At 59.5% G+C, this 20,855-nt stretch carries 19 protein-coding genes; 10 read left to right on the forward strand and 9 right to left on the reverse strand.

Annotation, left to right across the window (positions count from 1 at the left end; genetic code table 11):
• Window positions 1-52: 52 nt before the first annotated feature.
• On the reverse strand, window positions 53-814 hold the full coding sequence (locus ABID12_RS17380) for a hypothetical protein (RefSeq protein ID WP_354435401.1): 762 nt from the start codon (window positions 812-814) through the stop codon (window positions 53-55).
• A gap of 268 nt (window positions 815-1,082) precedes the next feature.
• On the opposite strand from ABID12_RS17380, the gene ABID12_RS17385 reads away from it, so the two are divergent.
• The 3 genes from ABID12_RS17385 to ABID12_RS17395 all read left to right on the forward strand — a co-directional run bounded on the left by ABID12_RS17385 (window position 1,083) and on the right by ABID12_RS17395 (window position 4,408).
• Complete coding sequence (locus ABID12_RS17385) at window positions 1,083-2,252, forward strand: phosphoserine transaminase (protein WP_354435402.1); 1,170 nt, start codon at window positions 1,083-1,085, stop codon at window positions 2,250-2,252.
• A gap of 91 nt (window positions 2,253-2,343) precedes the next feature.
• Window positions 2,344-3,939, forward strand: coding sequence for a phosphoglycerate dehydrogenase (gene serA, locus ABID12_RS17390; RefSeq protein ID WP_354435403.1), 1,596 nt, complete (start codon window positions 2,344-2,346; stop codon window positions 3,937-3,939).
• Window positions 3,940-4,135: 196 nt separating this feature from the next.
• Entirely contained in the window at window positions 4,136-4,408 is a 273-nt protein-coding gene (locus tag ABID12_RS17395; protein ID WP_354435404.1) for a hypothetical protein, read from the forward strand.
• A 93-nt stretch (window positions 4,409-4,501) separates the two neighbouring features.
• On the opposite strand, the gene ABID12_RS17400 is transcribed toward ABID12_RS17395, so the two are convergent.
• Both ABID12_RS17400 and ABID12_RS17405 read right to left on the reverse strand, forming a co-directional pair.
• A complete protein-coding gene (locus tag ABID12_RS17400; RefSeq protein WP_354435405.1) occupies window positions 4,502-5,935 on the reverse strand; it encodes a DUF1254 domain-containing protein in 1,434 nt (477 codons plus the stop codon).
• A 116-nt stretch (window positions 5,936-6,051) separates the two neighbouring features.
• Entirely contained in the window at window positions 6,052-6,309 is a 258-nt protein-coding gene (locus ABID12_RS17405) for a YjhX family toxin (RefSeq protein ID WP_354435445.1), read from the reverse strand.
• 310 nt (window positions 6,310-6,619) lie between these two features.
• On the opposite strand from ABID12_RS17405, the gene gatB reads away from it, so the two are divergent.
• The 6 genes from gatB (at window position 6,620) to ABID12_RS17435 (ending at window position 11,545) form a co-directional block, all read left to right on the forward strand.
• On the forward strand, window positions 6,620-8,122 hold the full coding sequence (gene gatB, locus ABID12_RS17410) for an Asp-tRNA(Asn)/Glu-tRNA(Gln) amidotransferase subunit GatB (RefSeq protein ID WP_354435446.1): 1,503 nt from the start codon (window positions 6,620-6,622) through the stop codon (window positions 8,120-8,122).
• Between the two features lie 4 nt (window positions 8,123-8,126).
• Window positions 8,127-8,630, forward strand: a complete 504-nt coding sequence (locus ABID12_RS17415; RefSeq protein ID WP_354435406.1) for a GNAT family N-acetyltransferase — start codon at window positions 8,127-8,129, stop codon at window positions 8,628-8,630.
• Window positions 8,623-9,099, forward strand: a complete 477-nt coding sequence (locus ABID12_RS17420; RefSeq protein ID WP_354435407.1) for a GNAT family N-acetyltransferase — start codon at window positions 8,623-8,625, stop codon at window positions 9,097-9,099. The genes ABID12_RS17415 and ABID12_RS17420 overlap by 8 nt, the downstream gene beginning before the upstream one ends.
• 101 nt (window positions 9,100-9,200) lie before the next feature.
• Entirely contained in the window at window positions 9,201-9,599 is a 399-nt protein-coding gene (locus ABID12_RS17425) for an NADH:ubiquinone oxidoreductase subunit NDUFA12 (RefSeq protein ID WP_106301462.1), read from the forward strand.
• A gap of 93 nt (window positions 9,600-9,692) precedes the next feature.
• The gene (locus ABID12_RS17430) at window positions 9,693-10,103 is read left to right on the forward strand and encodes a DUF2155 domain-containing protein (protein ID WP_106301459.1); all 411 of its coding nucleotides are present in this window, start codon (window positions 9,693-9,695) and stop codon (window positions 10,101-10,103) included.
• A 26-nt stretch (window positions 10,104-10,129) separates the two neighbouring features.
• A complete protein-coding gene (locus tag ABID12_RS17435; protein ID WP_354435408.1) occupies window positions 10,130-11,545 on the forward strand; it encodes a pectinesterase family protein in 1,416 nt (471 codons plus the stop codon).
• A gap of 6 nt (window positions 11,546-11,551) precedes the next feature.
• On the opposite strand, the gene aat is transcribed toward ABID12_RS17435, so the two are convergent.
• The 5 genes from aat to ABID12_RS17460 form a co-directional block, all read right to left on the reverse strand.
• Complete coding sequence (aat, locus tag ABID12_RS17440; RefSeq protein WP_106301453.1) at window positions 11,552-12,169, reverse strand: leucyl/phenylalanyl-tRNA--protein transferase; 618 nt, start codon at window positions 12,167-12,169, stop codon at window positions 11,552-11,554.
• 10 nt (window positions 12,170-12,179) lie between these two features.
• Window positions 12,180-13,526, reverse strand: coding sequence for an acetyl-CoA carboxylase biotin carboxylase subunit (gene accC / locus ABID12_RS17445; RefSeq protein WP_354435409.1), 1,347 nt, complete (start codon window positions 13,524-13,526; stop codon window positions 12,180-12,182).
• 14 nt (window positions 13,527-13,540) lie between these two features.
• The gene (gene accB, locus ABID12_RS17450) at window positions 13,541-14,014 is read right to left on the reverse strand and encodes an acetyl-CoA carboxylase biotin carboxyl carrier protein (protein ID WP_106301448.1); all 474 of its coding nucleotides are present in this window, start codon (window positions 14,012-14,014) and stop codon (window positions 13,541-13,543) included.
• A gap of 22 nt (window positions 14,015-14,036) precedes the next feature.
• Window positions 14,037-14,474, reverse strand: a complete 438-nt coding sequence (aroQ, locus tag ABID12_RS17455) for a type II 3-dehydroquinate dehydratase (protein ID WP_106301445.1) — start codon at window positions 14,472-14,474, stop codon at window positions 14,037-14,039.
• Window positions 14,475-14,581: 107 nt separating this feature from the next.
• Window positions 14,582-15,385 carry a DsbA family protein gene (locus ABID12_RS17460; RefSeq protein WP_354435410.1) on the reverse strand — a complete coding sequence of 268 codons (804 nt, stop codon included), beginning with the start codon at window positions 15,383-15,385 and terminating at the stop codon, window positions 14,582-14,584.
• Window positions 15,386-15,593: 208 nt separating this feature from the next.
• Between ABID12_RS17460 and ABID12_RS17465 the strand changes: the two genes are divergently transcribed.
• Window positions 15,594-16,754: a pyridoxal phosphate-dependent aminotransferase gene (locus tag ABID12_RS17465; RefSeq protein WP_354435411.1), complete on the forward strand. Its 1,161-nt coding sequence runs from the start codon at window positions 15,594-15,596 to the stop codon at window positions 16,752-16,754.
• Between the two features lie 337 nt (window positions 16,755-17,091).
• Here ABID12_RS17465 and ABID12_RS17470 read toward each other — a convergent pair whose 3' ends face one another.
• A complete protein-coding gene (locus ABID12_RS17470; protein WP_354435412.1) occupies window positions 17,092-20,184 on the reverse strand; it encodes an Rne/Rng family ribonuclease in 3,093 nt (1,030 codons plus the stop codon).
• Between the last annotated feature and the right edge of the window lie 671 nt (window positions 20,185-20,855).

Here is a 20,855-nt window from a genome sequence, read left to right on the forward strand (position 1 = left end):
GCGCGGCGAATGATATATTTTCTCAAGAGCCCCGGACGCTACCGGCAAAATATCAATCCGCTTTGAAAATGTCTTCAAAACGGATTCGCGCCAGAGCTTCCAGATTCCCACCGCTGCCAGCGTTGAAAATGCGCTGGCCACGCCGTTCTGATCCGGCCCTCAGCCGCGCAAAACCCAGGTTGGTGTTCTGGATCATCTTTTCCTCATCACGCCTGGCGGCGCGGAATTCGTCTTCGCTGACGGCGTAGGCATAGGGCGCCGGCGTGCTGTAATTCAGATCGCAGCCGAGAATGTATATCTCGCTATAGCCCATGAAGAGCGCGATCTGGGTTGCCGACAGCAGCACCGTCTGGCCGCCGGCGATGCTGATCCAGGGGCGTGGCGAGAACCCGCGTTTTTGTGTGCCGCCTCTGGCGCGGGTAAACCAGATGATTCTGGCCTTCTCAGTGAAGCCGACGGGAAGGAGCGGCTTGAATTCCTCTTCAAGGAAATAGACATCCGCTTCAACGGTTGGAGCACCTCCGGCATAGCCGTTGATGGCGCGCTTGTCCGCGGCGATATAAAACGGGTGCTGGCGTCCTTTTACCCAGTCTATTCTGTCGGCGTGATTACACAGAAAATAATCTTCGTCTTCAAGGCAGCTGAGGTCGATCTCGTTGAGCGAGGGGCCGTTGCCGACGATAAAAATCCGCTCTCTGCGTCGGCCTGCAGCAAGTCTCCGGAACTCTGCCTGCCGCTCCCGGTGACCGGTTATGTAGTGCGCATATTCGGAAAGAAAGTGGAGGCTCGCAAAGGCGCGCTTGATCGTGTTCATTTAGCCTCCTGATTGCTTTCCGCAGGTTCCTGGAACCTGCCACCTTATGCCCGGATGTCAAAGATTTGTCGAACCCCTGTCATGTGCCTGACCTGATTCAGGATTAACAACTGCCGGACAGCGCATTGGCATGATGACATGAAAGTGCAAAACCATCTGGCTGCTGAAGTCGGAGCTTTTTTCGCTTGCCAATGTCGGCAGGCTCCCGTATATCCGGCGGCGGGACACCTCTCCCCAACGAGAGGCTACTATCTGAAAGGGTAGAGATATGACAGATATGACCAAGCCGGACGTGCGTCCGGTCAATCCCCGCTTTTCTTCTGGCCCCTGTGCGAAGCGTCCCGGTTGGACGCCCGAAGCGTTGAATGACGCTCCGCTTGGCCGCTCCCACCGCGCAAAAATCGGCAAGGCGAAGCTGAAAGAAGCTATCGACCTGACCCGTGAAGTCCTCGATGTTCCGGGCGATTATCGCATCGGCATCGTGCCGGCTTCGGATACCGGCGCTGTCGAAATGGCGCTGTGGTCGCTGCTCGGCGAACGTGGTGTCGACATGCTGGCCTGGGAAAGCTTCGGCGCCGGCTGGGTCACCGATGTGATCAAGCAGCTGAAGCTGAAGGATGCGCGCAAGCTTGAAGCGCCCTATGGTCAGTTGCCCGACCTTTCCGCTGTCAATTTCGACAACGACGTGGTCTTCACCTGGAACGGAACCACCTCCGGCGTGCGTGTTCCCAATGCCGATTTCATTCCCGCCGACCGCAAGGGACTGACGATCTGCGATGCCACCTCTGCCGTGTTCGCGCAGAAGGTCGATTTCAACAAGCTCGACGTCGTCACCTTCTCCTGGCAGAAGGTTCTGGGCGGCGAGGGCGGTCACGGCATCCTCATCCTGTCGCCGCGTGCTGTGAAACGGCTTGAGACCTATACGCCGGAATGGCCGCTGCCGAAGATCTTCCGCATGACCAAGGGCGGCAAGCTGATCGAAGGCATCTTCGAAGGCGCCACCATCAACACGCCGTCCATGCTGTGCGTCGAAGACTATCTCGATGCGCTGAAATGGGCGAAGACCGTTGGCGGTCTCGACGGGCTGGTGGCCCGCGCCGATGCCAATGCCAAGGTGATCTTCGATTTCGTTGAAGCCAACGATTGGATCGAGAACCTGGCCGAAGTGGCCGACACCCGCTCCAATACGTCCGTCTGCCTGAAGATCGTCGATCCGGACGTCGTCAAGCTTGACGATGCAGCCCAGGCGGCCTTTGCCAAGGCGATCGTCTCCGCGCTCGACAAGGAAGGCGTGGCCTATGACATCGGCGCCTATCGCGATGCGCCGTCCGGCCTTCGCATCTGGGCCGGTTCCACGGTGGAAACCGCCGATATGGAAGCCCTGATGGGCTGGCTCGACTGGGCCTTCAAAACCGAAAAAGCCAAGCTCGCGGCTTAAGCGAGGCGAATTGACAAGGCTCGCGCCGCCTTGAACGGAAAGGCGCGGGCTCATCATTCCCGACAATTATTCTTTTTGATGGAGGCCTATCATGGCACCTCGCGTACTCGTATCCGACGCCCTGTCGGAAGCTGCCGTTCAGATTTTCAAGGATCGCGGCATCGATGTCGACTTTCAGCCGAAGCTCGGCAAGGACAAGGAAAAGCTCCTCGAGATCATCGGCCAGTATGATGGTCTGGCGATCCGTTCGGCCACCAAGGCCACCGAAAAGCTGATCGAAGCCGCCACCAACCTCAAGGTCATCGGCCGCGCCGGTATCGGTGTCGACAATGTCGATATTCCGGCCGCCTCGCGCCGCGGCATCATCGTCATGAACACCCCGTTCGGCAACTCGATCACGACGGCTGAACATGCGGTCTCGCTGATGCTGGCCGTTGCCCGTCAGATCCCCGCCGCCGATACCTCCACCCAGGCCGGCAAATGGGAAAAGTCGAAATTCATGGGTGTCGAAATCACCGGCAAGACGCTTGGCGTCATCGGCGCCGGCAATATCGGCTCCATCGTCTGCGACCGCGCCATCGGCCTGAAGATGAACGTGATCGCCTATGACCCCTTCCTGTCGCAGGAACGCGCTGAAAAGATCGGCGTGACCAAGGTCGAGCTGGATGAACTGCTGGCCAAGGCCGATTTCATCACCCTTCACGTGCCGATGACCGACAAGACCCGCGGCATTTTGAATGCCGCGGCGCTTGCCAAGACCAAGAAGGGCGTTCGCATCATCAACTGCGCCCGCGGCGGTCTTGTTGACGAAGCGGCTCTGGCGGAAGCCATCAAGTCCGGTCAGGTTGCCGGTGCAGGCTTTGACGTGTTCGAAACCGAACCGGCCACCGAAAGCCCGCTTTTCGGCCTGCCGAATGTCGTTTGCACGCCGCATCTCGGCGCGTCGACCACGGAAGCACAGGAGAACGTCGCACTTCAGGTTGCCGACCAGATGTCGGATTACCTGCTGAAGGGCGCTGTCACCAACGCGATCAACATGCCGTCGATTTCGGCCGATGAAGCGCCGCGCCTGAAACCGGTGATCAAGTTGGCGGAAGTGCTTGGCGAATTCGCCGGTCAGGTGACGGAAAACGCGATCAAGGAAGTCGAGGTTCTCTACGACGGCAACTTTGCCCAGATGAACACCACGGCGCTGACGAGCGCGCTTCTGGCCGGTCTGCTGCGCCCGCTGGTCGCCGACGTCAACATGGTGTCCGCACCGATCATGCTGAAGGACAAGGGCATTATCCTGCAGGAAACCAAGCGCGATAAATCGGGTGTCTATGACGGTTACATCAAGCTGACGATCACCACCGAAAAGCAGACCCGTTCGGTTGCCGGTACGGTGTTCTCGGATGGCAAGCCGCGCTTCATCCAGATCAAGGGCATCAACATGGATGCCGATGTCGGCCGCCACATGGTCTACATCTCCAACACCGACGTGCCCGGCATGATCGGCTTCATGGGAACGACGCTCGGTCAGGCCGGTGTCAACATCGCCAACTTCCAGCTTGGTCGCGACAATGAAGGCGGCGATGCGATCGCGCTTCTTTACGTCGATGAGCAGCCTTCTGACGAGGTTCTCGACAAGCTTCTGGCCAATGAGGCCATCAAGCAGGCCAAGCCGCTCGAATTCTCCGTCGAATAAAGACGGTTCCCTCTTGGGTGCACTGGCCCGGTTTCTGTTCGCAGAGCCGGGCCTTTTTTTATTTTGTCTGTCACGCCGAAGCGCGGTTCGTTGTCTCCGATGGGCTGTTTGCCGGGTTGAATAGCAAAGGATTTGCGTTGCGCGGCTTCGTTGGCGTAGCGTGTGTGGCCGGACGATGACAAGGGAGAAGACAAACATGAGCGAGACCCGATTGCAGGCGCTGGACGACGCGCTGTCGCGGCTTTCCGAAGCCGATTTTGTCATGGGGCCGGAATGGGAAGCGGTTCACGAAATCTGTCAGGCCCATGAGGGCGAGAAACCCTTCGATGCGGCTCATGCACTTTGTCATCGCATTGAGGGCGATACCTGGAATGCCGGTTATTGGTACCGGCGGGCCGGCGAGCCTGTCGCCACGGGTTCATTCGGTGAGGAATGTGCGGCGTTGAGGGCAAAGCTCAACGGCTCGTAAATCGCCGTTTCTGGCCGCAGCGGAAACGGGGGACTGAACAGAAAGAGCCCGTGCACTGCTTGTGTAGGCGCACGGGCGCTGTTTCAGTTTATGTCAGCCGTTGACGGGCTCTATGGCGGGCGGGCTCCAGGCTCCGTCAAGAACGGAAAGTTCCGGCCAGTAGATACGCATCGTGAGGCTGAAGGGGCCGCTTTCGGGTGTCGGCAGCCAGTTCGCCTCCTTGTCCTTGCCGGGGGAGTCTCGCTGGATGTAGATGTCGACGGAACCATCTGCATTTTTCTTCAGCGGGCTGTGGCTGCCGAGCGAATGGCGGTCTATCGCGTTTTTGGCGAAATACTGTTTCTGATTATAGAGCGTCACCGACCAGAAGGCCCGGGCGGGCGGAAGCTGGCCCTTGTCGAAATGCAGGACATAGTCCCTGGAACTGTCGAGCGGGTCTCCCTTGGCGTCGACGAACGCGCTCGGATAAACGGCATCGACCGGCTTATTGGCGCCCATTCCGCCAAAAGCGACGCCGGCGCGATGCATATAGTCCGAACCATAGGTGCCAATCCCGGTGAGATTGATCCTCCAGCCATTGACCAGTGTTCCTGAATTCTCCCAGGTCTTTTCGATAAACGGCAGGACCTTCGAGGGCGCGGCGGCGATTGCGTCCTGAACGGCCTTCGGCTGGGCGGAAGGATCATAGCTTTTTCCGGGCACAAGACCGATCCGGGCCATCAGGTCAACGGCCGAATCGTCCATGGCGTGGGGCGGGTTTTTCTTCATCAGTTCGGCGAAGCGCTTGAAGAATGCCGCACCGTCGAGCTTTTCGACCTGGCTGACCGGCGAACTCATGTCGCGCGTCTTGTCGACACTGCCCGCCGGTGCGACATAGTCCTTGCCCCAGGCGCTCAAAGGCACGGCCTTCAGCTTGGACTGAAAGGCGTGAACCGCGTCATAATCGACCGGACCATTGGTTTCGACACGGCCGATCATCCAGCCCTGATCGGTCGGGCTCCTGTAGGCCCGCACGCCGTCGGGCAGTTGGCCCTGCCAATCGGGCCCGACAATCGCGAAACTGTAGGCTTCATCGCCGATGGTGCGCGTTCCCGGCGAGGCATAGACCTCGGTCCACTCGTCCATCAGTTCAAAAAGATAGTAGCGCTCGCCGATATCCGGAACCGAGATGATCAACGGTTCCTTCGAGACATCATAGACAAGGGACGAGTACAGCGTGTCGGCATTGGGACGGACGACGGTATCGAAGGAGGCATCCGGAAAGGCCGCCAGATTGGCGAACTGGTTATAGGGTGCGCTGACGCCGCCGGGCTTCGCGACATTGGTCGAGATGCCGGCGCCGATGTCCATCAGCACCATCGGATATGCCATGACATAGACCGAATCGACGATGGCGCTGGCCTGTTCGTCGGTCAGCGCGTCGCTTGAAAGAATTTGGGTTTGGGCGAAGACCGGACTGCTGCCCACGACCGGTGAAAGTGCCGTTGCGAGGCTGAGTGCGGCAACGGCGAAGGGTTTCAGCTTCATGTGACGTCCTCGGAAGATTTATTCAACCGGGTGAAACTATAGATTGAAGGTGTTTTTGTGACATGTAAACCCATAGTGGCACGGCAAATTTCAGGTGAAATTGCCATGCCTGGTCGTTACCTGTTGTCAGCCTGGCTGCGGACCAGTTCCAGCCCGCGGCCGGTGATCTGGTACGGTTTACCGCCTTTCGAGCGGATGGCGCGTTTTGCCTTCAGCTTGCGAAACAGTGTCAGATCGAGTTCGGGAAACCGCCATCCCTCTCGGGTATAGCATTCGAGCCGTGCGATCTTGCGATTGTCGTCGCGGATGAGTTCTATCCTGCCGCCCTGTGCGAGCAGGTGCAGAATGCGCTGTTCACTGCGCGAAATGTCCATGGTCATGAATTCCGGATTTGCGCCTGTCTGAGGGCGCATGAAAACGGTTTCCGTCGGCAGGGATTGCCGCGGGGCTCATCGTTTTCGGCCGCTGCGCGCATCACATCGCTGCTGCGATATTGCGGGCAGGGCCCTTACCGGGATTCCAGTCGGTTAGACATCAAGTCTCCATTTGACGTGGACGTCATACGCCCGAAAGCGGTTCCGGTCAAGGAATTGCCTTGGTTTCAGGCTGCCATCGCGCTTGCGTCTTTGCCCCATTTGCTCTACCTCACAAACGATATTTCCGTGAATGAACGATGAGCTGATCATGACCATTGTCGATACCCGTACGCCTGACCCGAAACGCATGTTGCCCGGTGTCACCGGTGATTGGGAAATCATTGTCGGCCTGGAGGTGCATGCGCAGGTTACGAGCAATTCAAAGCTCTTCTCCGGCTCGTCGACAGCGTTCGGCAAGGCGCCGAATGCCAATGTCTCGCTGGTGGATGCAGCCATGCCCGGAATGCTGCCCGTCATCAACGAGGAATGCGTCAGGCAGGCGGTGCGCACCGGCCTCGGCCTGAAGGCGCAGATCAACAAGCGCTCGATCTTCGACCGCAAGAACTATTTCTATCCCGACCTGCCGCAGGGCTACCAGATCTCGCAGTACAAGGACCCGATCGTCGGCGAGGGCACAATCACGATTTCGCTGGGCCCTGACAAGAAAGGCAATTTCGAGGATATCGAAATCGGTATCGAGCGCCTGCATCTGGAACAGGATGCTGGCAAGTCGATGCATGACCAGCATCCCACCATGTCGTTTGTCGATCTGAACCGTTCCGGCGTGGCGCTGATGGAAATCGTTTCCAAGCCGGATCTGCGCTCTGCCGACGAAGCCAAGGCCTATCTGACCAAGCTCAGAACCATCGTGCGTTATCTCGGCACCTGCGACGGCAATATGGACGAAGGCTCGATGCGCGCCGACGTCAACGTTTCCGTGCGCAAGCCGGGCGGTGAATTCGGCACGCGCTGCGAGATCAAGAACGTCAACTCCATCCGCTTTGTCGGCATGGCGATTGAAAGCGAGGCCCGCCGCCAGATCGATATTCTGGAAGACGGCGGCGAAATCGATCAGGAAACCCGGCTGTTCGATCCGGTCAAGGGCGAAACGCGGTCGATGCGCTCCAAGGAAGATGCGCACGACTATCGCTATTTCCCCGACCCCGATCTGCTGCCGCTGGAATTCGATGATGCCTTCATCGAGGAGCTGGCCAAGGATTTGCCGGAACTGCCCGACGACAAGAAGGCCCGCTTCATCAGCGATCGCGGCCTTTCCGTTTATGACGCCTCGGTTCTGGTCTCCGACAAGGCGGTTTCCGACTATTATGAGAAACTGGTGGAACTGAGCGAAGCCAAGGCTGCTGCCAACTGGGTCATCAATGATCTGCTCGGCGCACTCAACAAGGCGGGCAAGGGCATTGACGAAACCCCGGTTTCGCCCGAGCAGCTCGGCGCGATCCTGTCGCTGATCAAGGACGGTGTGATTTCCGGCAAGATCGCCAAGGACCTGTTCGAAATCGTCTGGAACGAGGGCGGTGATCCGAAGCAGATTGTCGAAGATCGCGGCATGAAGCAGGTGACGGATACCGGCGCGATCGAGAAGATCGTCGACGAAATCATCGCTGCCAATCCCGAACAGGCCGAAAAGGTCAAGGACAAGCCCTCGCTTGCCGGCTGGTTCGTTGGTCAGGTGATGAAGGCATCCAAGGGCAAGGCCAATCCGCAGGCCGTGCAGGCGCTGGTGAAGGAAAAACTCGGGGTTTCGGAGTAAGCCCTTGTTTTTCGTCCGAACCGCGATGGAAACGGATATTCCGGCGGTCTGCAGCCTGCTGGATGTCACATGGCACGCCACCTATGATCCGATCCTGGGCGTGGAAAAGGTCAGCCAGCTTGTTGCGAGCTGGCATTCTGCGCAGGCGGTCAAGGCGCGTCTCGAGCGCAAGGGCGGTGAGTTCCTGGTGGCCGATGACGGCCGCCGGCTCGGTGGCATGGCCTATGCCGCGCCGTCGAAGACCAAGGCCGATGTGATCAATCTGCACCAGCTCTATATCCATCCGGATTTTTTGCGGCAGGGGATCGGCCGCGATCTGTTTGCCGAAATCGAGACCTGTTTTCCGCATGCGAAAAAGCTCGCGCTGGAAGTGGTGATCGGCAATGACGGGGCATTGGCGTTTTATCAGGCGCATGGCCTGAGCGAGGTCTCGCGGACCGAAAACTGCGGCACCTGCGGCTCCGGCATTCCGGCAATCGTCATGGAAAAGGACCTTCCCGGTGTCTGATCTCGAAGCGCTGCTCATTCGTGAGGCCCGGCCGGGCGACCTTGAGGCGTTGATTGCGATGTTCGCAGGCGATGCGCTCGGCGGTCACGGCGACACCACCGATCCTGAAGTACGTGACGACTATCGCGAGGCTTTTGAGGCGATAGCCGCATCGGCCAATGATACGCTTTATGTCGCGGAGCTCGATGGCGTCGTCGTCGGCACGTTTCAGACCACCTTTACCCGCACGCTGACCGGCCGGGGCAGCGCGGTGCTGACGATCGGTTCCGTGCAGACCCATGCCGATTGGCGCGGTCGTGGTATCGGCGGCAAAATGATCGAGGCGGCCGTTGCCGAAGCCCGGGTGGAGGACTGCCGGCTGGTTCAGCTGATGTCGAACAGCAACCGAGTCGATGCGCACCGGTTTTATGAGCGGCTCGGTTTCACGCCGTCGCATCTCGGCTTCAAAATGAAGCTGAAAGGTCGGTGAGGCCGTTTGCCGCTCTGGACAAGTGCGGCATGACGCGCCATACACAGTGTTGAGAAATCGGAGACAGGCCGCGCCTTGCGGTCCCTGACGAAGGAAAGAGAATGGCTGGCTTTCTGACAAAGATGTTTACCTGGTGGAATGGCTCGACCATTGGCACGGATGTGTTTACCCGCCGCTTCGGCAAGAAGGTTGGCGAGGACCAGTTCGGAAACATTTATTACGAAGGCGGTATGTCCACCTATGGCCTGAAGCGCCGCTGGGTGGTCTACAAGGGCTATGCGGATGCGTCTTCCATTCCGCCCGGCTGGCACGGCTGGATGCATCACCGCACCGATACGCCGCCGACCGAGGCTGCCTACAAGGCGCGTGAGTGGGAAAAGCCGCATAATCCGAACCAGACGGGCACCGTATTGGCCTACCGGCCGAAGGGCTCGCTTGTCGTTCAGGGCGAACGCAACGAGGTCACCGGCGATTACGATGCCTGGACGCCGGGTGCGTAAGGTTTTGCCGCAATCGGACGGTAGGCTGGCGTCAATGTCAGTCTGAAATGAAGCGCGGCATCGGTCGCGCTTTTTGTTATCAAGGGATGTTCCATGGATTTCCGTGCATTGAGCCGTCTTCTTACCGTTTCACTTGGCGTGGCGGTGGCGGGCATGTCCGCCAGCCCGGTCTTTGCCGCGCGGGTTGAAAACCCGGTTGCCGTTTTCGGCGGTATCGACAAGATCACCGGCCGCACCTACACCTTCGATGCCTATGTCGGCGAGACGGTCCAGTTCGGCCGCCTGCAGGTCACGCCGCGCGTGTGCTATTCGCGCGACGATACGGAGGAGCAGCAGGTCGATGCATTCGTGCAGGTGGACAAGGTCTCGCTGCAAAACGAGATGAACCGGATCTTTTCGGGATGGATGTTTGCCGATTCGCCGGCGCTCAATGCCGTGCAGGACCCGATCTACGATGTCTGGCTGACCGACTGCGTTGAAGAGGCCGACGTTCCCGCTCCCTGAGTTTCCGATTTTTTCGAAGGTCTGTCATGTCCGATGCGCGCCCTCAACTTTCGGCCGCCGAAGCCGCGAAGTTTCACTATGCCGAGGTGTTGAAATATACCGGCCGCGCCGGCGCCGAGACCATCGATCCGTGGGACCCGAAAGCCGATACCTTCATGTGCGGCAACGCAAAGGTGCGCGCCGACTATACGGTTGGCCGGACCGGCAGTGATTTCAATTCGATCCAGATGGCCGTCAGCCAGGCGGTGGCTGATGCCGCGACCGGCGGAACGGACGATCGCATCTATATCGCGATCCGGCCCGGCGTCTATGAAGAAACCGTCATCGTCCCGCGGCTGATTGTCGGCGGCCGGACGGTTTCGCTCACGCTTTTCGGCACGGGCAGTGCGCCGCAGGAAACCGTGATCCGCGCCAATATCGATCAGGGTATGAGCGGGGCCGATTTCCTGACTGCCTTTGGCGCCGCCGTTGACCGCTATGCGCCGGAGGTTGCCGAAATCTACCGTGCCAATGCCGCGCTGGACCGCCTGTCCACGGAAAATGCCTGTGTGTTGCGGGTCGAAAATGACGGCTTTCAGGCGAAGAACCTGACGGTTCACAACGCCTATAACTGCGACAGGGAAGACCGGAACTCGAAATGCGAGGACGGCAAGGGCGGGCCGAAGAATGCGGCCGGTCAGTTCGCCAGGGGCTGGCATCAGGCCGTGGCAACGCTGGTGCACAACGCCGACCGGGTTCACTTCGACCATGTGCGGTTTTCAAGCTTTCAGGACACGCTTTATTTCAAGGGCCGCGTGCCCGGTATGACCGTGCGCTCCTATTATTCGAACTGTTATGTCGAGGGGGATATCGACTTCATTTTCGGCCGTTCGACCGCCTTTTTCGAAAGCTGTGAAATCCGCTCGCTGGGGTCGCGGGTCGGCCACACCTATGTGGTGGCGCCTTCGACCAACATGCACACGCCCTATGGCATCGTCTTCAATGATTGCGACTTTACCCATGACGGCAGCGAAGCGGCGCTTGCCGGCACCTTCTCGCTCGGCCGGCAATGGTTCCAGACGGTGCGGGCATCGCCCTATGGCATTGCCAACATCGAAGGCTATCGCACGCAGCTTGCCGAAACCTCGGAATTCGACGATCCGCCCAAGGGGACGATCTCGCTCGACGTACTGGAGGCCGTCGGCAAATGCGTGATCCTCAATTCCCGCATCGGCGCGCATATCAATGCGAGCGCGCCATGGGACGACTGGAGCGGCGGCAGGCGCAATGCCGATGGTGAATTCGTGCCCGGCGAATGGAACACGCGTTATCGCCCCGTTCAGTACAGCTCCGACGACTTCTTCCGCTATCTGGAGGACTGGCTGAAAGGCGAGGGGCTTGCCCTTCAAAAGCCCGATCCGGCCGAACCCTGGCTTGCCGAGTTCAACAACCGCCAGGCATAGCCGCGATCACGGAAACGGCTGGTCGGGCCAGGTCAGCGCTGCATTCAGCAGCGTCATGTATTCTTCCTTGGGAATGTCGATCGCGCCCATGGTCTTCAGGTGTTCCGTGGTGAACTGGGTGTCGAGTAGCAGGAAGTTGTTGGCGCGCAGCCGTTCGACCAGATGCACAAGGCAGATCTTGGAGGCGCTCGGGCGGCGCGAGAACATGCTCTCGCCGAAGAATGCCGCTCTCAGCGATACGCCGTAAAGCCCGCCGACAAGCTCGCCGTCCTGCCAGGCTTCCACCGAATGGGCGTGCCCCATGGCGTGGAGGGATTTATAAAGGGTGCGGATCTCGTCGTTGATCCAGGTCTGCGGCCTGTCGGCAGCGGGTGCTGCGCACCCTGCTATCACGCCTTCGAAATCATGGTTGAAACGGATTTCATAGGGAGACCTGCGCATCAATTTGCGCAGGCTGTGAGAGACGTGGAGGCCGTCCAGCGGAATGATGCCGCGAATTTCCGGTTCAACCCAGAAAAGCTCCGTGTCCTCGGCTGATTCGGACATGGGAAAGAGGCCGATGCTGTAGGCATTCAAAAGCAGTTCCGGCGTTATTCCGCTGCTTTTTCCGGCGTTCTTTTCCATGGCCTTTCAGCTACTTTGCCTTGTCTTCCAGATAGTGTTCCAGCCAATGGATATCGTAGTCGCCATTGGCAATATCCTGATTGGTGACCAGATCCTGAAAAAGCGGCAGGGTCGTGTCAATACCGTCGACGACGAACTCGTCGAGCGCGCGTTTCAGCCGCATCATGCATTCCACGCGGGTGCGCCCGTGAACGATGAGCTTGCCGATCAGACTGTCATAATAGGGCGGAATTTTATAGCCCTGATAAACGCCTGAATCGATGCGCACGCCAAGGCCACCCGGTGCATGAAAATGGGTGATCGTGCCCGGCGACGGACGGAAGGTCTCGGCGTTTTCAGCGTTGATGCGGCACTCGATCGCATGGCCGGAGAAGAAGATATCCTTCTGGCTGACCGAAAGGCCGGCGCCTGCGGCAACCCGGATCTGCTCATGGACCAGATCGATGCCGGTAATGGCCTCGGTGATCGGATGTTCCACCTGCAGACGGGTATTCATCTCGATAAAGTAGAATTCGCCGTTTTCGTACAGGAATTCGATGGTGCCGGCGCCGCGATATTTCATTTTGCGCATGGCGTCGGCGCAGATTTCGCCGATCTCCATCCGCTGCTCGACGTTAAGGGCAGGCGAATTGGCTTCTTCCCAGACCTTCTGGTGGCGGCGCTGCAGCGAGCAGTCGCGTTCCCCCAGATGAATGGCATCGCCTTCACCGTCGCCGAAGACCTGAACCTCGATATGACGCGGCTTGTCGAGATATTTCTCCATATAAACCGAATCATTGCCGAAGGCGGCGGCCGCTTCTCCGCGGGCCGTGCTCCAGGCTTCGAGCAGATCGTCCTTGGTCCGGGCAAGCTTCATCCCGCGCCCGCCGCCGCCGGCGGTTGCCTTGATCAGCACCGGAAAGCCGATTTCATCGGCCGTCCTGATGGCGTCTTCTTCGGTATCGACAGAGCCGCCGGACCCCGGAACGACCGGAATACCGAGGTTTTCGGCCGTGGTCTTGGCGGTGATCTTGTCGCCCATCATGCGGATATGTTCGCTGGTCGGGCCGATGAAGGTGATGCCGTGGGCTTCGAGGATTTCGGCAAACTTGGCGTTTTCCGACAGAAAGCCGTAGCCGGGATGCACCGCATCTGCGCCGGTAATCTCGCAGGCGGCAACGATCTGGTGAATGTTCAGGTAGCTCTCGCGTGAAGACGGCGGGCCGATGCACACGCTCTCGTCGGCAAGGCGCACATGCATGGCATCGGCATCAGCGGTCGAATGTACAGCGACCGTGGCGATGCCCAGTTCCTTGCAGGCGCGCTGCACGCGAAGCGCAATTTCGCCGCGATTGGCGATCAGGATTTTGGAAAACATCTGCTTTTGACCCGTTATTCGATCACGACAAGCGGCTCGTCGAATTCAACCGGCTGGGCGTCATCAACGAGGATTTGGGTGACCTTGCCGCTCTTCGGTGCCGGGATCTGGTTCATGGTCTTCATGGCTTCGATGATCAGCAGGGTCTGGCCTTCCTTGACATTGGCACCGACCTCGATGAACGGACGCGCGCCGGGGGCAGGGGCCAGATAGACCGTGCCGACCATGGGCGCCTTGACGGCCTGGTCGAGATTGTTTGCGGCAGGCGCTGCCGGTGCTTCGGCGGCAGGCGCTGCTGCGGCCGGGGCTGCTGCCGGGGCGGCGTAGGTCATGGCCTGCTGCGGCGCGGCGGTAACCGTTACTTCGCGCGCGACCCGGATATGGAGGCCGTCCTGCTCCACTTCGATTTCCGTCAGGTCGGTCTCGTTGAGGATAACGGCGAGATCGCGCACCAGCTTTGCGTCGACTGCCTTCTTTTGGTCTGCCATGGGTGGTGTTCCTTTGTTCTTTTTATTCCGTGAGTGTCTTGAGCGCACGAAGTGCCAGAAGATAGCTGTCTTGTCCGAAGCCACAGATGACACCCTTGACCGCCGCAGAGGTGAAGGTCTTGTGGCGGAAGGGCTCACGGGTATGAATGTTGGAAATGTGAAGCTCCACGACAGGCACGCTGATGGCGCGTATCGCATCGTGAAGCGCAACGGATGTGTGCCCGTAGGCACCTGGATTGATGGCGACACCGGCCGCCTTGTCATTGGCCTCGTGGAGCCAGTCGACAAGGACGCCTTCATGATTGCTCTGACGGCAGTCGGCACTGAAACCGAGCGTTTCCGCTTCCGTGCGACAGGCCGCCTCAATGGTTTCAAGGGTCAGTGCGCCGTAGATACCCGGCTCGCGCTTTCCCAGCAGATTGAGGTTCGGTCCGTTGAGAACAAAGATTGTGCGTGTCATCCGTCAATTCCAGTTTCGCCCTCACCTATAGACGTTCAGGTCTTTGAGGAAAAGCCCAAAGACCTGTGCATGAAACAGCTTGGTTAAGCTTCGTCGAGGCGGAGGTTTCAAGTGCAGGTGCCCGATCCGCAATCACGGACGTTGTCGATAACCTGCTGTATGCGGTCGACGCCGACTGCGCCGTGAAGCATGGTGTCGCCAACGATATAGGCCGGCGTCCCGGTCACACCGACCGCCTGCGCCAGAGCGAAGTGCTCGGCAAGGGCTTCTTCGGCCGGATACTCTTCCATGGCCTGGTCGATTGCGGCATTGTCGACGCCGAATGCGGCGGCTACGGCGCGCGCGGTCTGGTCCGTGGCGCGGTTGCCCGAGCCCATCAGCGCGCGGTGGAAATCTGCGTATTTTTCCGGTGCGACTTTGAAGAAGGCATAGGAAACGCGCTGTGCGGCTTCCGATTCCGGTCCCAGAACGGGAATTTCCTTGAGAATGAAGCGGACATCGTTGTTGTCGGCAATGATCTCGTCCATGTCGGACAATGCGCGACGGCAATAGCCGCAATTGTAGTCGAAGAACTCGACCACGGTGATCGCGCCATCGGGATTGCCGAGCTCGGCGTCATAGGCCGGCTGGTAGATCTTGTCCTGGTTTTCGGCAAGGGCCGCGGATGCGGCCTTTTGCTGTTCTTCAGCCTGTTTTCTCTGAAGCGCCACCTGCACATCCAGCAGCACTTCCGGATTTTCCACCAGATAGTCATGGACCTTCGTGCCGAAATCGTCACCGGCCGGGGCGGCAGCTTGTTCCTGGCTCTCAGGCTGGGCGAACCCGTAAATGGCGGCTGTGGTTGCGGCAGCGGACGCAATCGCCGTCGCGAAGACTGCGGCAACCGCAAGCGTCATTCCCTTTGAAGACATGTTTTCCCCTTCCGGCACGACAAGATCAATGTAGCTAGGAACCAATTGTGCGTAAAAGGCGGCATTGTCCATAGCCCGGGCCGCAATTGTCACCGGTTGTGATCAAAATTCCGTTTTTTGGGCCTCAAGCATTGCAGCCGGAAGGCGAATGGTCCAAGCCCGAAGAAACGCCCGTATATTCCGGGTCTTGTGACAAGGAAGAAAAACAATGCCGTCAAAGCGCAGCGAAATTGACTCGTTTCTGGCCATGGATGTTCTGGCGGAGGCCAATCGCCGGAAGACGGCCGGCCATCCCGTGCTGTCGCTGGCCGTCGGCCAGCCATCCCATCCAGCACCCGACAAGGCGCTTGCGGCGGCCCGCGCCGCGCTCGAGCATGGCCATCTCGGCTATACCGATGCTTTCGGCCTTTCCAGTCTGCGCGAGGCCATTTCGAATGACTATCGCGCCCGCATGGGCGTCGAGATCGATCCGGCGCGCATTGCGGTGACGACCGGCTCATCGGCCGGTTTCAACCTGGCCTTTCTGGCGCTGTTCGATGCCGGCGACAGCGTGGCGATCGCGCGGCCGGGCTATCCGGCCTACCGCAATATCCTGCGCGCGCTCGACCTCAATGTGGTCGAGGTCGAGGCCAGTGCTGCTCACGACTTCACGCTGACGCCGGAGGCGCTGGAAGAGGCGGAGCGGGAGCAGGGCGTTACGATCAGGGGCGTGCTGCTGGCAAGCCCCGCAAACCCGACGGGGACGGTGACGGGACGTGCCGCGCTCAAGCGTCTGGCCGACTGGTGCGCGGCGCGTAAAACCGCATTTATCTCGGACGAGATCTATCACGGTCTGGTTTTTTCGGGCGAGGAGACGACGGCGCTCGCTTTTACCGACGAAGCAGTGGTCATCAATTCATTCTCGAAATATTACTGCATGACCGGCTGGCGCGTCGGCTGGATGGTGCTGCCGGAAAAGCTGGTGCGCGTGTTCGAGCAGCTGGCGCAGAACATCTATATCAGCGCGCCCGAACTGTCGCAGATCGCCGCCGAAGCCGCACTCGATGCGCGCCCGCAGCTCGATGGCTACCGTGAAATCTATCGCGCCAACCGCGCGTTTCTGATCAACGCACTGCCGGATATCGGCCTGCCGGTTGTCTCGCCGATGGACGGCGCCTTCTATGCCTATGTGGATGTCAGCGGCCATTCCAATGACAGCGTTGAGTTTTCGCGCCGGATGCTGGCCGAGATCGATGTTGCGGCCACACCCGGCGCCGATTTCGACCCGCTGACCGGCGGGCGCTATCTGAGACTTTCCTATGCGGGCACCGAGGCCGAAATCCGCCAGGCGGTGGAGCGCATCGGCAACTGGCTGCCGAAAAAAGGGTGAGGCAGCGGCGGTCTCGTTTTTCGAAACCGTTTTTGCCGACAGAGAAAAAACGCCGCCGTTATCGAAACGGCGTCGTCGGTTCGTTGACAAAGCCGCCCCTCACTCAGAGGCATCCTCGGGCTTGACCCGAGGATCCAGGGCCACACGATATGCGTTTAATTGAAACCCTTTCTTATCAAAGGGTTGAGTGGAATGGATGCTCGGATCGAGTCCGAGCATGACACCTGTGGGAACGGCTGGTAGAGGCAACAACCCGCACGTCTTCGGGATTGCCAACAAACAAAAACGCCGCCGTTATCGAAGCGGCGGCGTTTTTATTTCAGATATTTCCCTCGGCTCAGAAGAAGCCGCGGCGCTGCCACCAGCCGCGTTTCGGCTTGGACGGCTCGTCGTCGTTTTCGCTGCCGTTGGATGTTACCACCGGTTCCGACGAGGCGACGTCCGCGCCTCGGTTGGCGCGTTTTGTACCATCGTCTTCCGTTTCAGCCTCGACCGACGCTTCCGCAGGCTCCGGTTCGGCTTCCGCGCTGACCACGGCCGTCTCCTCGACGGCAGGAGCCTCGGTCTTCGGCGCGGTCTCTTCCGCGGCCTCCGGCTTGGCGTCTGCCGTTGCTTCGGACTTCTCGGCCTCCTGCGTCACGGCCTCTGCCTTCTCGGCCTTCGGCTTGCGGCGACGGCGCGGCTTGCGGCCTTCGATTTCGGCCATGGCCTCGTCTTCCGCCGCGACAACCGGCTGGCTGGCACTGGCTTCGGCCGTTTCCTCGTCCGGCTGCAGGTTCACTTCAGCTGCTTCTTCGGAAAAGCCCGATGTCTTGCCGGCTTCCGTCTCGTTTGCGTCGGACGGCGCCTCAGCTTCGGCCACCTGTTTTTCAGGTGTCTGAGAAACCGCAGTATCGTTTTCAGTGCCCTCGACGGCAGCCGCAGCAGGCGCTTCTTCTTTTCGGGATTCGGTTTCGTTGTCCGATTCGGTCTGCTGTGCGTTGTCATCGCTGCGGTTGCGGCGTCCGCCACGCTTGCCACGGCGACGCTTGCGACGCGGCTTGTCGCTGTCGTCATCATCGTCATTCGATGCAACGTCCTGAGTGTTGTCCTCCGAACCGCTGTCGTCATCCTGCGCGTTATTGCCATTGTTCTGCTGGCCGTTGCGGCCGCGCCGGCGACGCCTCTTGCGGCGCGAACGGCCGCCGTCTTCGTCGGCGTTGTTGTCACCGTTATTGCTGTCGCTGTCGTCGGTCGAAGGCGCATTGTCGGAAACGTCAGCTGCGTCGACATCCGCTGCCGTTGCGGTATCTTCTTCCTGCTCTTCGATCAGATTGAACAGGGCTTCAATCTTCACCGGGTTTTCAACCGGATCGCGGCGGTCAATCTCGAAATGGGTGTTTTCGAGGTCGGCGTCGGCCTCGACGATGATCTCGACGCCAAACCGATTCTCGTAATCGACAATCGTGTTGCGCTTCTGGTTCAGCAGATAGGGCGCGATCTCCGGCGTCGTGCGCACGGTAATGTTATGCGTGGTGTTCTTCAGCAGGTATTCCTCGACGCCGCGCAACACATGCAGTGCGACGGAGGACTGAGACAGAACATGGCCGGTGCCGCCGCAATGGCTGCAGACCTGGGTGGTCGATTCCAGAACGGATGCACGAATGCGCTGACGCGACATTTCCAGAAGACCGAAATGCGAAATCCGGCCGACCTGAATGCGGGCGCGGTCGTTTTTCAGACACTCCTTGAGCTTCTTTTCAACGGCGCGGTTGTTGCGCTTTTCCTCCATGTCGATGAAGTCGACGACCACAAGGCCGGCAAGGTCGCGCAGCCGCAGCTGGCGCGCCACTTCTTCCGCCGCTTCCAGATTGGTCTGAAGCGCCGTGTCTTCGATCGAATGCTCGCGGGTTGAGCGCCCGGAGTTGACGTCGATGGCGACCAGCGCCTCGGTCTGGTTGATGATCAGATAGCCGCCCGATTTCAGCGTGACCTGCGGCTGCAGCATGCGGTCGAGCTGTGCTTCGATGCCGGAGCGCGAATAGATCGGGTGAATGTCACGATAACGCTGAACCACCTTGGCGTGGCTCGGCATCAGCATCTTCATGAAGTCCTTGGCTTCGCGGTAACCCTCGTCGCCGGAAACGATGACCTCGTTGATGTCCTTGTTGTAAAGGTCGCGGATGGAGCGCTTGATCAGGCTGCCTTCCTCGTAAACGAGGCAGGGCGCCGTCGATGTCAGCGTCTTGGAGCGGACATTTTCCCAAAGCCGCATCAGGTATTCGAAGTCGCGCTTGACCTCGGCCTTGGTGCGGTTGGCACCGGCGGTGCGCAGGATCACGCCCATGCCCTGCGGCACTTCGAGACCCTTGGCCACTTCCTTCAGCCGCTTGCGGTCTGCCGGGTTGGTGATTTTGCGGGAAATGCCGCCGCCGCGGGCCGTGTTCGGCATCAGCACCGAATAACGGCCGGCAAGCGAGAGATAGGTGGTCAGTGCTGCGCCCTTGTTGCCGCGCTCTTCCTTGGCAACCTGCACCAGCAGGATCTGACGGCGCTTGATGACTTCCTGAATGCGGTACTGTTTGCGCATCCGGCGGTGGCCGTTGTCGGGCACCTCTTCCATGGCGTCTTCGGCGCCGACGGATTCGACATCATCGTCGCTGTCGTCGTCGACATCTTCGGAAACCGTGTCGGCATCGACTTCGGCCGCCATATGCGTCGGGCCGCCGTTATCCTTGTTGTCGGAACCTTCGCCGTCGCCGCTGTTGTCGCTCTGTGCGTCGTCGGAAGCCGCGTCCGCGGTGTTCTCGTCTTCGGCCTTCGCCTCTTTCTTGGCAGCCGGCTTGCGGCGCCTGCGAGGCTTGGCCTTCTTGGTTTCCTCGGGCGCGTCTTCAGCGGCTGCCGCTTCGGCAGGGGCTTCCGTCACGGCGTTCCCGTCGGTCTCGGCCGCCGCGCTGTCGTCACCTGTCTTGGCTTCGGCGTCTGCCTTGGCTTCGGCGGATTGCTCGTTGTCGGTCGTTTCTTTTGTGTCGTCGGTCTTCTTCGAGCGCGACTTGGCGCGGCCGCGGCGGGTCCGGGGCTTCGGCTTGCCCTCGGCCTCTGCAGCCTTTTCCGAGGCTTCCGCAGGTTCGCTGACGGCGGCTTCGTTGTCGTCGCCGTCCTCGTCCTCGCTGGTTTCCTTCAGAAGCGCTTCGCGGTCGGCAAGCGGGATCTGGTAATAGTCGGGATGGATTTCCGAAAAGGCGAGAAAACCGTGACGGTTGCCGCCATAATCCACAAACGCGGCCTGAAGAGAAGGCTCGACCCGCGTGACCTTTGCAAGATAGATGTTGCCGCGCAGCTGTTTCTTGTGCTGCGATTCGAAATCGAACTCCTCTATACGATTTCCACGAACAACGACGACGCGCGTCTCTTCTTCATGAGAGGCGTCGATGAGCATTTTGTCTGCCATTTATGATGAGCTCCTCGGCCCAGCCGCTCGCCGGTTCCCGCACGGGCATGTGCCCTGCTGCGGAAACGGTTATCTGCGGGTGCGCCGGATGAATTTGCGTTCGACCGTTGCAACGAAACGCGGGCGGCTGCTTCTCGAATCAGTCTGTCGCCGTCTTGGGGCGTACAGGCCGAGGGAAGAAATGGACGCTTCGTTCTCATATTAAACCAGTCGAAACCAACATTAACGAGCCTCTCTTGAGAGGCGATGAATATGCTCAGCGGGGATTGCCCGAAAAGCATTGACCCTTACGCCGCAACGATTTTTGTGAAACACGTATACCGGCGAAGATATTCTGTTCAGTGGTGGAAAGGGCGGCGGACGATCCATCGCTCTTTTTTGGCGCCAATCAATTGAGACCGGCTGCCCTTGCGCGCATTCGCCCCGTCATAAATCTCCACCTAAATCACATTAGTATGTATTCCATGCTGCAATAGCAAGAAAAAACCAATCACCTGTTATATTTGAGCCGGTTCCAAAATAAGGCCGAATTAAGCTTCAATGAAGACAACGGCTGAAGGGATGGGCTGTGGCGCCACGCAGAAGCCGCCATGTGGGCCGCCCGGGCCACGTTTTCGCCATGCCTATGGCGTTATACCAAGGATCGGGCCTGGCCGGATGGCTTGCACTTG

Origin of the sequence: Martelella mangrovi (assembly GCF_040545495.1) — a bacterium.
In the GTDB taxonomy this organism is placed as follows: Bacteria; Pseudomonadota; Alphaproteobacteria; order Rhizobiales; family Rhizobiaceae; genus Martelella; species Martelella mangrovi.